The sequence below is a fragment of the Enterococcus phoeniculicola ATCC BAA-412 genome (assembly GCF_000407505.1).
Taxonomy (GTDB): Bacteria; Bacillota; Bacilli; order Lactobacillales; family Enterococcaceae; genus Enterococcus_K; species Enterococcus_K phoeniculicola.
Window position 1 is genome coordinate 665,127 of the sequence record NZ_ASWE01000002.1, and the last position, 12,996, is coordinate 678,122.

A 12,996-nucleotide genomic window follows, 5' to 3' on the forward strand; every position below is an offset into this window, starting at 1 on the left:
TCGAGTATATCACATTGCTTACCTTTTGTAAGTTGATTTGCACTTCTATAATTTTTCAGTTACATCAATTACTTCATGAATAGCTAATAAAATCAAATATACTCTTGTAACTGGTTTATTAAGCGCATCACTAAGAGATTTTTGATATAGACGTAATTGACCTAGATAGCGTTGACTCACTTCATCAATTGACTGTTGACGGTTTTCACTTGAAATGAAATCTGTTTTAAAGTCATACAAGATGAGCTCGTTTTCTTTTTCCAAGTAGCCATCAATAATTCCGTGAATAAGCAAATCATCCTGACTTGTTGGATAATCTGTAAAAATCTCATCAGCAGGTATCAATGTTGAAAATGGCTGTTCTTTTTTCACAAACTGGTGATTTTGTATGAGCTCATTAGCAAGTGTTGTTTTATAAAACCATAAAATTGTCTGTCTGTCAATTTTTTTTGCAACTTCTTCTGCGATTAGACGTTTTTGAACAAGTTGATTTATCAAATCTTCTATCTCTTCTTCAGAAGGAATTCGGTCAATAGGCAGCAATTGTAAAACATAATGAGTCGCAGTTCCAATTGCTGCACCCGTAACTTCTCGTTTCTGATTTAAAAATTTCGGTGTCGCCAGTTTTTCTTGTGTATAGCGAAATTTTTGATTTAGTGCTTTTTCTTCATGGCTTTCCCACGTTAATTTTGTTGTTTGTCCATCATCCGGATCTTCAAATAAACGCTTGATTTCTGAAACTGATTGATAACTCGTAGTTTGGGTTGCTTCTTGAAAAGAATACATGAAATCTAATCGCTTGGCAACTTTTTGCAAGTCACCTCTTGCCAGCTCCACTTGATTTTCGTTTCCTTTTTCAAATGTCACTTGTATCTGTTCAGACATCTTCTCCATGAGCTGTGTCTGGTTTACCCAATGAATCTTAAAGCTTCCTGCATGCTCCTGTAGAGGACTGTATGGCACATAGTTTTCATCATACTGCTTCATGTCAGGATGTCTCATTAAGGTCATACCAATCCAGCTAAGTAGGCTTCCTTGGCTTTTTATTCGAGAAGCAGAATCCAAAACAAGTGATTGCTGCTCATATGAGTCTGACCAAGCTTTTAAGGTATCTTCTTTACTCTTATAGGAACCAACAAGAAACAGCTTTTGTTCTGCTCGAGTTAAGCCGACGTAGAGCTTTCTCATTTCTTCTGAGAGAAGCTTGATTGTCTTTACCTGTTTAATTGCTTGGTAAGGAAGCGTATCGTACAGAACACGTGTGTCAGGAGTTAGGTAACGAATACCTGCACCTAAATTTTCTTCAAACATGTAGCGTGCTTTTACATCTTGCAAATTAAACTGTTTACTCATATCCAATAAGAATACGACTGGAAATTCTAATCCTTTACTTGCATGAATAGTCATAACGCGTACTGCATTCTCTTCGGTAACTGCAAGTGGTTCAGCTAAATCTTTATCTTTTTCCTGCATTTTTTCGATGAAACGAACGAATTGATATAGCCCTCGAAAACTGCTTTGCTCATACGCTTTTGCTCGGTCAACTAATGCAATTAGGTTTGCTTGTCGCTGACTACCTACAGGAAGACCAGCAACATAATCGAGATAGGCCGTTTCATCATAGATTGTCCAAATCAACGTAGCTAAGGGTTCTCGCCTTGCAAGTTCTCGCCAAGAAGAAAGCTGCGCTAGAAAAACAGAAAGTTTTCCGGCTAATGTGGTGGTTTCCTGTTCTTCATAGAGACACAAAGCTTCATAAAAACTACGTTTCTTATCACTCACTCGAATTTGAGCCAACTCATCTTCAAGTAAACCTACTATCGGAGAGCGTAGTACAGAAACAAGCGGAATGTCTTGAAAAGGATTGTCAATAATTTGTAGCAAAGAAATCATAATTCGAATTTCGGTTGCTTGAAAATAGTTTTGTGCGTCATTCACTTCGACAGGAATACTCAATGTTTTAAACACATCTAAAATAGCAAGGTTATTTTTCTTTGTTGGTGTTAATAGAACAATATCTTTATAAGTAACCTTACGATTCTCTTTTGCTTTTTTGTCATAAATCAAGAATTCAGAATCAATCAGTTCTCGAATTTTTAATGCCGTCATATAGAGTTCGCCATCTGTTTTATCTTCAATGAACTCAGAGGGAATGAGAGAATCTTCCGAAGAGACATCTTGTTCTTTTTCATAGATTAATAATTCAGGGCTAAATTCATTACTTTCCGGAAATGCGGGAAATCCGTAAACAAGTTTTGCAGCAGCATCGTATTCGATTTGTCCAACTTTCTCGTCCATTAATTGTTCAAATACTAGATTGGTAAAGTCTAAAACCTCGGATCGTGAACGGAAATTTTCTGCTAAAATAATTCTACGCCCGCCATGCTCATCTTTGAAGGCATTGTATTTTTCGATAAATAATGTCGGATCAGCCAATCTAAAGGAGTAGATAGATTGTTTTACATCACCTACCATGAACATGTTTCCTTGTGCATCATTCGGCTCTCTTAACCAATAAAGCAAGTTTTCTTGAAGCCTATTTACATCTTGGTATTCATCTACCATAACTTCTTTAAAGCGGCTTCTGTAATAATGTGAAGCTTCGGTTGCTCGCCATTTGCCTTCAGCAGATGTTGCAAGGATTTGAAGGGTAAAATGCTCTAAGTCATTGAAATCCAAAACACCTTTTTCCAGCTTTCGTTGATGATAGCGGTCCATAAATAAAGTGGTAATCTCACCCATCAGTTCTACTAATGGCAAGGATTGCGCCATTAATTCTTTCATTTTTTTTGGTGAAATACTAAAAAATGATTTAACAAGTGTTTCAAATTGTTTTTTTGTTTTATCGCGATACCCTTTTATTTCCACTGAATAAGGCTTTAGCTCTTCTTTTCTAATTGATGGATAGCGTTCAAAAACAATTGACTCAACATACCGATACGCTTCTTCAAGATTGTCCTCTTCAATCGAAGATAAGAAGCCCTCAAACATGTGTTTTTCATCAGAAACAAGTGTTGTTATCTTTTCAAGACCCGGTATTTGAGAAATCTCTATCATTTTTTCATAGCTTTGAACTGCGTGAGAAAGCTGACTGATGATTTGCGGACGAACATAGTTTTGGTAAAGTGCGGACTCTTCAATCCCAGTGCCGACTCTGTAATTTTCTGCGAGAGACTTAAGCCACTCTTTTGGAGAAGGATTTGCGCGAGCAAATTCATAGAGAGAAAAGACCATATCCGTTAACCCATTGTCATTTCGATCATTAGAAAAATTAGTCGTTAATTGATAAAACAAGGCTTCATTTTCTTCGTAAAGCGTTTCTCGCAGTTCTTCCCAAACATCTTCTTTTAATAAAATTGTTTCTGTTTCATCTGTGAGCATCCGAAACACAGGATCAAGATCAATCAAGTAATAAAAGCGACGAATAACAGTTAGACAAAAAGCATGTAGTGTAGAAATGGCTGCTGTTGGCAAAAGCAGTAGTTGTTTTGTAAAATGCTGTTTGTCAGTATCCGTAGCTGCTGTATTGATTGCTTCTTGCAGGGATTGCTGAATACGTTCCTTCATTTCTCTGGCTGCTGCTTCTGTATACGTAACTATTAGCAATTCATCAATATTTGTTCCATTTTTTAGTTTTTCAATTACCCGTTGTACCAATACAGTTGTTTTTCCTGAACCTGCTGAGGCTGAAACAAGGAGATTGTCTTCCCCATCATAAATGGCTTGCCACTGTTGAGGAGTATATGTTTCTGTCGGGCCTTTTTCGGGAATCTTAACCATGTTTGTTTCCTCCTTCATCCGTGGCTTTTGTTTGTTCTTCTTGTATCTTTTGTAGTGCTTCTTCTTTAGTTAGCTTCTCTAAGCGATGATAATTATTCTCTTTAAGCATGACATCAAAGGTACAAATACTGCGAAATGGACAATACTGGCAAGCAATACGCTGTTTATCTTTATAGGAAGGATTCAGCTGGATTTCTCCAGAGGTAATTGAATTTCCCGCTTCTTTCATATTTTTTCTGTTATGTTCCATAAATTTTGCCAGTTCATCTTCTGTAAAAAATTTATCCTTACTTAATGCATTCTTTTGATAAAGATCCTTTGCATTTTTTTTGATAGGATAAAGCAAAGACGATTCTTTGGCTTCCAAGCTATTATCTAACGTTGAAAATAATTCAGGCTCATCGACAAATAGTCCATCATAGCTATATTTTTTTAATGTTTCTTTTTCTATTGAGTTTTCAGAGGTTAATACAGGATTATGGACATGTAAGTAGAATGCACCAGCTGGATGAATAGACTCTTTTGCTTGTCCAGTAAGTCTCGTAGCATCCATAAGTGCAACATCAAGGTAGGTTAGTAACTGCATTGCTAGCCCATAATAAGCTTCTGTTATATCGAAACTTCGTCCGCTTGATTTGTAGTCAATCACGCTAAGCCAAGTTTGATTTTCATTTTTAGCTACATCAAGACGATCAATTTTCCCACGCAGGTGAAGTTTTCCACCGTTGTTTAAAGGAAGCTCAATCCCTGGGATTCCTTTTTCTCCAGCTATCTGTCCAAAGAGAATTTCCGTCTGTAAAGGACTCATGTTAGTTCGCTGACTTTGTTTTTGTAAGGCCCAAGCGACTTTTTGAATCGTTTGGCTAAGCTGATGACGAATATAATTCATACGTGCTGAGCTTGCTAAAATTTCAAATCGAATTTCTCCAAAGACATTTTTTAACACTTCTTCAGCAAAGGCTGACCGTTGTTCTTCGTTTAAATCAGTCAATAATAAGTCTTTTGAAAAGAGAAGCTTAAAGAATTGATCCAAAGCCTCATGGTAAAAATCGCCAGTTGCTGCAGGCGTTAGACCATACAATTCCCTTTCTTTTAGCTTCAATCCAAAATTAGCAAAATATTTGTATTGACAGTTGTAGAAGCTTTCCATACGAGAGATGGATGCATATAAATCTTCCCCATATAATTTTTCAGCAAGATCAGCTGAAAGTGACACAGGGATATTTTGATAAGAGCGACTAGAAAAAACCTTTTCAGCAAGCGGCGCGTAAGATGAATTTTTCAATTTCTTTTCTATTGTCTGCCAATTCAGTGGAATATTTACTTTTTCTTCATCTGATAATCGATACAACGTATTTAAACTACTGATTAAGCTTCTATACGTCCCTACGAATTGAGAGAGTTCACTTGTTAAATGTAAAGAGATTTTTTCTTGAATAGGAATCCCTAAATAGTCGTTTATTCTTGATACATAAGGTGAGAGTCTCAAGTTTTTTTGTGTATCATAGTTTGCAGAATACGTAAGATAAAGTTTTTCGCTTGCTGATAAGAATACTAAATATGCCTGAAAAGGTTTTTGAGACATTGATTGGCTTGATGCATCAACTAAATATTGATTATCCTCTAAACGTTCATTTAGCAGTTGACGTTCCTCACTTGTTAACAGTCCTTTAGTCTCAGAATGACCTGGGAAAATCTGATCATTTAATCCAATAGCGAATGTGATTTTTGCTTGATCAATTCGTGCCAAATCAAGCTTGTTTACTTGTACTTGGTCAATAGCGGTCGGAATTTTCCCATAGCTAAGATTTTCAAGACCACTACTCAAAATATCTTGAAATGCGCGCCAATCAAATGACTCTCTCCCATAAATAGTTACATATTCATCAAGTAAGTCAATGAACGCATTCCATGTTTGCTCGTGATTTCTAGCTGCTTCTAAATTTCCTCTAGCAACCTCTTGATCTCGCCAGGCAATTAGCTGAGTTTCAACTCCGGAAGCTATTAAAAATTTGTATAAAAATACTGCGGCTTCATTCCCAGTTTTCGCCTTTTTTATCGTCTTAAAAAATTCAGGCAGTCGATTTTGGATTAGTTTTCTAATCTCATTAGAGAGAGTTTCTAACGACTCGGATTCATTTAATGTCTCTGATTCAAAATCATAGGAAATAAAATGCCAGTCACGCTCCCTAGTCCAAAAACTCCCTTGGAAATTATACGCTAATGAGATATTTTCTGTTATATCTACCTTACGTCTAAAATTATCACGTTGCTTTAACCAAGTATCACTATCTGAGTTAGGTAAAAATAATTCTGTCCGTAAGAATCTGAAAATATCCGCTAAACGAAACTGATAACGATCTATAGCGAAAAGTGAATTTAGAAACTCAACTAGTGGATGTTGCTCCATCAATTGATCTTCATCAATGTAACAAGGAATATCCATTTGAGTAAATACAGGTTCAATTAAGTGTTTATATAAATCTACATCCCCTGTTAGTAGCTGAATATCTCGATAACGATAATGTTCTTCAGAGACGAGTCTTCGGATTTCAACAGCAATGTGTTGAATCTCCACAGTAGGTGTCTCAGCCCTCCAAATTTGAATTGCCTGTGTATGATTGAATTGTTTTTTTTGAAACTTTTCTTGATTTTGTGTAGCAATCCATAAATTATTTAGCGCATCAAATTCCTCAATCTTTTGTTTAACTGGAGCAACTTTATCAATGAAAGTTTGAATACCCCTCTCAGCGGCAACTTGCCGTAACCGATAGTAAACTTCCCCAGTCTCTCTAAATAAATTTAACGGTTGCGGTTTTTCTGCTGGATACCCTACATCAAGAATTAGTGCGATAGATAGGTGTCCGTAAGTCATCAGAGTAGAAACTAACTGATGTTCCTGCGCGTTAAAATGAGAGAAGCCAGAAACGATAAATTTCGTATGTGTTAAATCAATTGTTGGTAAATAGCTCATTAACAAATCTAAAACATCTGGTGAATGGATATCACGGTTGAGTAACTCTTCTTCAAATTTTGAAAAAAGATAAGATAAATCGGTTAATTTCAGCTGCTCGTCTAATTGCTTTGCTTTAGGATTTGTATATGTTATTTGGAGATCTTCAGGGGTAATATTTCCACTTTTCAACTCCGTATATAAAGAGTATAACTGTTGAATAAATCCTGTCTTATTTACTTCTCCACGAAATACAGTAAGATTTTCTTGCTCTTTTTCTAAAATTTGGCGAAAAATCATTGCAGCTCCCGCTTCACTTAACTCGTTTCCTGATAGTAATGTTGTTTGCTGAAGAAAAAACCAAGCTAAACGATAGAAACTAAAGACTTGTACCTTAGTCGTACTAATAGCTGTTAATTTTTTTGAGTGGCGAAGCTTAGATAAAATTTCTTGTTCTTGTTCAAATTTATTATAGTTAGGAACTAGAAAATAAACCTCATTTTTTGGGTTTTTAGAAAGCCATTCGTTCGCTTCTTCAATTAAAGAAGCTTGATGATTATGGTTGGCAGAACCAATAATAAACTGTAAACTCACACAATCACAACCTTTTCTTTTAAATGAAACAAAATGGAGTTACGCACTTCTATTATAACAAAAACAAGGAACGTTTGTTCTTTTTTTTCTCTTTTCTTATTTCTATCTATTTTAGATTATTTCTTAGCATAGAAACAGAAAAAAGAGCCCCTTCTATTTCTACATACGCAAATGAATGATTCATTTTTTGTAAAAATAACTTAGTGCTCTTTTTTATTTAATTTCTCCGATTCTATTCAATGGAAAAAATCCAAACCGCGCATCTCCTAAAATAGCTTTTTCATCTATGAAACCGACTTCAGCATATCGACTATCTTTTGAAACAGGACGATTATCTCCTAAAACAAAATACATCCCTTCTGGAACTTTGTTTAGGCCATACAATTCAGTTAACGTGAAATCATTAGTCAATGGCAAACTTGCTGCGTACTTATTCTTATTTTCATCTAAGTAAGGTTCAGCATATGCTTTTTTATTTATATAAAGAATATCATTTTTATATTCTATCTCATCTCCGGGAAGGCCAATCACTCGCTTAATGTAATTTGTATTTTCTTCATCAGGCGCTAAGAACGTGATAATATCAAATCGCTTGATTTTTGTATGAGAAACAGTAAGGATTTGTTGACCATTCACTAATGTCGAATCCATGGAATCTCCTTTTACAATAACAGGCGTAAATAAAAAAATACGTAAGAAAACAAGTAATAAGACAAAAAAGAGAAGTCCATTAACCATATATATCCATCTCAACCGCCTCAATATTTTCCCTCCTATTTATTTGTAAAATCAGTTTACCATAAAGCCTAATTGAGAAACAAAGGTTAAACATGTGAAAATATTATCTTTGAATAAGAAGTGATAAGCGAATCCAGGAAAAAGATCACTCGTAAAGAAATATATTTTTAATAAAAAAGGCAAGACACAATGTCTCACCTCTTCCTTAATTAATGAACAGAGCCCATTAATTTTTTTATTGGATTTTTTACTAAGATTAAAATGATCCCAGCAATTACTGCAACGCCACCAACGATACCAAAATATGCTGATTCAGTGGCAGGCGTGTAAAAACGAGCAATCTGCGCATTGATTGCTTGAGAAGCTGCATCTGCAAGTAGCCAAATAGCAACTGTTTGTGACTCAAAGGCCCTTGGTGCTAGTTTAGTTGTGATTGATAATCCTACAGGAGATAGACACATTTCTCCAACAATCATAATAAAGAAGCTAAGGATTAACCACATGGGGCTTACTCGTCCTTCAGTTCCAAATAACAATCCTGGAAACATCAACAACACAAAAGAGAGACCAGCAAAAATTAATCCAAATGAAAATTTAACTACTGTAGAGGGCTGTCTATTTCCAAGTTTTGTCCAAAGAGTAACAAATACAGGCGTTAAAATAAAAACAAAGATTGGATTTAACGATTGAAACCAGCTAGCCGCAATTGGGAAACTAAGCAATGCCCCTTTTGTACGCTCGCTTGCAAATAAAGCTAATATAGAAGAGCCCTGCTCTTCTAAAGACCAAAAGACAATAGCGGAAAGAAACAACGGAATATAGGCCATCACTTTAGGTTTTTCCTCAGCTGTTACATCTTTTGATGTCAACATTTTCACGAAATAATAAATAGGTAATAAAATTCCCAAGATACTAATCGCATTGACAATAAAATCAATGGTTAAATTATCAGTTGCATAAGCGATGCCAAAAATACCAGCAACGAGAATAACAGCAATTAATGCAGCAATCCCAAATTTTTTCTTTTCTGCTGCATCCATAGGATTTGTTGGAACTCTTCCAATGTTTCCTAAGCTTTTCTTTCCTTGAATCAAATATTGCAACAGACCAAAGAACATTCCAAAAGCAGCAATAGAAAATCCTAAATGATAGTTATAATTTTGACCTAGCGTTCCTACGATGAATGGCGCAAGCAATGCCCCCATGTTGATTCCCATGTAAAAAATGGAGAAACCAGCGTCACGTCGTAAATCTGTTTTAGAATAAAGATGACCAACCATACCTGAAACATTTGGTTTTAACATCCCTGTTCCAATGATAATTAGAAGCATGGAAATAAATAGAGCGCCGATACCAAACGGTGTAGCTAAAACAACGTGTCCAATCATAATAAAGACGCCGCCATAAAAGACCGTTTTTCTAGAGCCTAACACTCGGTCAGATAGCCAGCCACCAATAATGCTCGACATAAATACCAAGGAACCATAAATGGACATAATTGCTAATGCGGTTGTCCGTGGTAAGCCTAGTCCCCCATTTGCTACGGTGTCATAAATGTAAAAAATTAGTAAGGCACGCATTCCATAGTAACTAAATCTTTCCCACATTTCTGTGAAGAACAATGTCGATAGACCTTTGGGTTGCCCGAAGAAGGATCGATCCTGCTCGTTTTCCATTGTAAAACCCCAATTCTTTTTTTTATTCAGAATAGTCATAATGAATTGTATGAATATTCCTAAAAAACTAATAACTGTAAGTTTATACTCTAAACATTTTAGCCTGATGATTAATTAGTTGGAAAATAATTAGAAAATGCTTGTCGTTTTTTCAGAAAAAAGAAGGAAATAAGAAGTCGGCATAATAAAAATAATTACTCAATAATGATTTCCAAATCTGCATCTTCTTTAAGTTTTGTTGAAAGAAAAAGTACCAGCTCTTCCATTGGAATAGAAAATTTTAAAAGTGGTCCCCGGAGTCCGCTTCGAAAAAAATTTAATTTTACCTCATTGGACTCTTTATTTTGATAGAGTACAATACGATCAATCTCAGAATAAGCAACCCCTCGACGATCAAATACGTTTAGAATTATACGTTCATCAGTTAAACCTTTTCTATCCAATAAGAAACTTAAAAATATCAGTGCAGCAAGTACGCCTCGAACACGATCATCTAGAGTAGTATATGTAGTAATCGACATCCAAATAGTCAGAATCGAAAGCCCTACTATTATAATAGAAGTATTTTTTCTTCTAAGTGTGGCGATTCGTACTTCTTTTCTCACTAAATTTAAATATAAAAACATGATAATTACAAATAAAAACAAAAGCAGTGTAAATAGACTCATGAAATTCTCCTATCCTTTTTCGTAAAAATTCTTTCTTCAACTATAGAACCAATTATTTTCAATTAAAAAGAAAAAGTAGATTGAAAGCTTTAGCCTCAATCTACTTCTATTAAAGCGCTTGATTAAATGTATCATATCGTGCAACAACCATGTTTGATTTTGCTTCTAATTGTTCTGCATCAATTGTTTCGCATGAGTTAACACGAACAACGGCACAATTTATCATTTTGGAAACGACTTCTCCAACAACAATTTTCTCAAAACCAATTGGCTGGCATTGATAGTTTTGCCCCAGTTCAACTTGTTCTTCTTGCATCCAAAGCAACCTCCTACAACATCCTAATTTTTTATTAGTTTTTCCAACAAGAGCATCGCATCCACCTCTAATTGTGGATTTGTTTTAAACAAATCAATTAAATGGCCTTCTTGCATTCCCCATGTTGTAATTAACCATTGCTCAGCATCATCTAAATAATCATAGTCAATACCACAAGCCATATCCCTATAAACAGAAGTAAAATGACGGTCCATTTCAGTATATTTTGTGTCTAGAATTTCCACAAAGCATCCCCTCACTTTCATCCTTAAGAGCATTATATCGAATTGTTTTCGTTTTCACAATCAAAAGGTTCTTTATTATAGCAAATGATTCGTCATTTCTATAAATTTTCGATACAATGTAGAAAAGAAAGGGTGATTATGTAATGGAAGCATTTTTTAAACAATTTCAAAAATACGCTATTTTAAGAGGAATTGCTTACACGCTTGTGGGAATATTTGCACTGACGAATCCCGGTGTTTTTTTTAAAGCAATTATTTATTTCATCGCAGGATACTTTGTATTGATGGGAATTATCAATTGTTTAGCCGCAAGAAAACTTCATAAGGAAACTGGAAGCTATGGGTTTAGTATGGCTTCAGGATTGTTTTTCTTTCTTCTAGCGGTTATCGTACTATTCTTTTCAAAAGCAATTTTAAGCATCATCCCATTTTTCCTCGGTTTACTAGTAGTAGTAAATGGACTATCCCAACTTCTTCAAGCCTTAAATACGCCAAAAGGGAAAGGTTTGTGGTTGATATTTAGTATTATCATGCTTGCAGCAGGTTTGATACTTATGTTTAATCCATTTAAAACACTTCTAGTGGTTTGCCAAGTCTTTGGTGTTCTGTTAATTGTTAATGGATTATCTGAACTTGTAAATTACTTTCAGTTGAGAAAGCTCTATAGGTAATAGTCTATATCAAAAGGGGTAGTACGTGATGATGAGTCTCGTACTACCCTTTTATTTTTTGATGTTTGTTTCTTCATCAGAATGCTGCTCTAAGGCCTCAAGCTGTTTATTTATTGAAAAAATTTCTTGACGATTACTTAAAATTTCTTTAATCACTTGGTCGCGTTTTTCGCCTAGCTCCATAGAATCAATTTGCTGATAATAGGCAGCGAGCCGTTGAACATATTTCATTTTATCTTTTTTCAATTGATCAATTTGTCGTTTATCCTGCATATTACTCGCCTCCTATAGAACAATTATACCTTATTTTCTGAAATTAAAGCGTTTTTTTTACTTTTTTCATAATTTAATTAAGGAAAATTCGAATATTTGATATGATTTTTCGAGAATCATTAATCTTCTTTCAACGGGTGCTCTCCTTTTCATAACTAATATACGCCAATATTTTGATTATTTTGGAAAAATGATTTTTTATTTAAAAAGAGTAATAAATCTATTCTCAATTTCTATAATCTATTCTCTAATAGCTAGAGTATCTATTTCATGCTATACTTGTTTTCTTGGCAGGGGCGTGAGCTATCAAAGTGAGTTATTCTCATGATGATGGCTCTCTTGTTTCATAGTCGGACAAAATTTTCTGTTTTTTCTTGAGCTTTTGTTATAATAGAGACAATGCTTTTAAAAATATTTTTATTAGTAAATAGTATATAAAGGAAAATAATCATGACTTTTAAACGTTTTTTTCAATTATTTATTTGTTATCTGCTCTCTGTCATTGTAGGATATGGCGTAATTTCATTTTTTCCAGAAGCTAGTATTTGGGTTAAGGGCCTGTTGTTCACAGTGATTGGTTATATTGTTTTATGTTTACCACTAACTATTCTTACATTTTTGAAATCAAAATAGACTTGAGGCGTTTCTATGAAAAAAAGAGTGTTTTATCTTTTGGCTATTTTTGTTCCGATTCTCGGAGCATGTAGTCAAGTTGATACACAAAAGACAACAAATACAAACAGTTCAGCTGCAGAAACCAAACAATCAGAATCAACTACAGCATCTATACATAAAGAACTTCCTGAAGGGATAGAAGAAATTTTGAAATTGATAGAATCTTCTTCAGGTGCAGATCGAACAACATTTTCTACAGAAATATATACCCCTAATTATTCGGGTAATAAACGAATCTATGTCATAAAGACAACCGAAATCGAAGGAAAGACTTCTTATTATCTTTATGTATCGAGTCCAGAAAAATTCATTACAATAGATGAAAATGAGTATAATGGAAAGCGTCAAGGGATAATTCAGCAAAATAATTCAGAAGAACCCTACTATCAAGAAAATTAATCAATAAA

General features: G+C 34.7%; 11 protein-coding genes. 3 read left to right on the forward strand and 8 right to left on the reverse strand.

The window, feature by feature from the left end; genetic code table 11:
- Positions 1–45: 45 nt before the first annotated feature.
- The 7 genes from addA to I589_RS09885 all read right to left on the reverse strand — a co-directional run bounded on the left by addA (position 46) and on the right by I589_RS09885 (position 10,970).
- Positions 46–3,780 (reverse strand): helicase-exonuclease AddAB subunit AddA, encoded by a 3,735-nt coding sequence (gene addA / locus I589_RS09855; RefSeq protein ID WP_010767588.1) that lies wholly within the window; start codon positions 3,778–3,780, stop codon positions 46–48.
- Positions 3,773–7,327 carry a PD-(D/E)XK nuclease family protein gene (locus I589_RS09860; RefSeq protein WP_010767587.1) on the reverse strand — a complete coding sequence of 1,185 codons (3,555 nt, stop codon included), beginning with the start codon at positions 7,325–7,327 and terminating at the stop codon, positions 3,773–3,775. The genes addA and I589_RS09860 overlap by 8 nt, the downstream gene beginning before the upstream one ends.
- 213 nt (positions 7,328–7,540) lie before the next feature.
- Positions 7,541–8,065 (reverse strand): signal peptidase I, encoded by a 525-nt coding sequence (gene lepB, locus I589_RS09865; RefSeq protein WP_139242842.1) that lies wholly within the window; start codon positions 8,063–8,065, stop codon positions 7,541–7,543.
- Positions 8,066–8,274: 209 nt separating this feature from the next.
- On the reverse strand, positions 8,275–9,741 hold the full coding sequence (locus tag I589_RS09870) for a peptide MFS transporter (RefSeq protein WP_034684964.1): 1,467 nt from the start codon (positions 9,739–9,741) through the stop codon (positions 8,275–8,277).
- A 194-nt stretch (positions 9,742–9,935) separates the two neighbouring features.
- Positions 9,936–10,409 (reverse strand): hypothetical protein, encoded by a 474-nt coding sequence (locus I589_RS09875; RefSeq protein ID WP_010767584.1) that lies wholly within the window; start codon positions 10,407–10,409, stop codon positions 9,936–9,938.
- Positions 10,410–10,518: 109 nt separating this feature from the next.
- The gene (locus I589_RS09880) at positions 10,519–10,725 is read right to left on the reverse strand and encodes a hypothetical protein (protein ID WP_010767583.1); all 207 of its coding nucleotides are present in this window, start codon (positions 10,723–10,725) and stop codon (positions 10,519–10,521) included.
- A gap of 23 nt (positions 10,726–10,748) precedes the next feature.
- Positions 10,749–10,970 (reverse strand): hypothetical protein, encoded by a 222-nt coding sequence (locus I589_RS09885; RefSeq protein ID WP_010767582.1) that lies wholly within the window; start codon positions 10,968–10,970, stop codon positions 10,749–10,751.
- Positions 10,971–11,113: 143 nt separating this feature from the next.
- Here I589_RS09885 and I589_RS09890 point away from each other — a divergent pair, with 143 nt between their 5' ends.
- A complete protein-coding gene (locus I589_RS09890) occupies positions 11,114–11,641 on the forward strand; it encodes an HdeD family acid-resistance protein (RefSeq protein ID WP_010767581.1) in 528 nt (175 codons plus the stop codon).
- Between the two features lie 51 nt (positions 11,642–11,692).
- Here the strand turns inward: I589_RS09890 and I589_RS09895 are convergent, their stop codons facing one another.
- Positions 11,693–11,914, reverse strand: coding sequence for a hypothetical protein (locus I589_RS09895; RefSeq protein WP_010767580.1), 222 nt, complete (start codon positions 11,912–11,914; stop codon positions 11,693–11,695).
- Positions 11,915–12,364: 450 nt separating this feature from the next.
- Here I589_RS09895 and I589_RS09900 point away from each other — a divergent pair, with 450 nt between their 5' ends.
- A complete protein-coding gene (locus I589_RS09900; RefSeq protein ID WP_010767579.1) occupies positions 12,365–12,547 on the forward strand; it encodes a hypothetical protein in 183 nt (60 codons plus the stop codon).
- A 15-nt stretch (positions 12,548–12,562) separates the two neighbouring features.
- Entirely contained in the window at positions 12,563–12,988 is a 426-nt protein-coding gene (locus I589_RS09905) for a hypothetical protein (protein ID WP_010767578.1), read from the forward strand.
- Positions 12,989–12,996 lie beyond the last annotated feature (8 nt).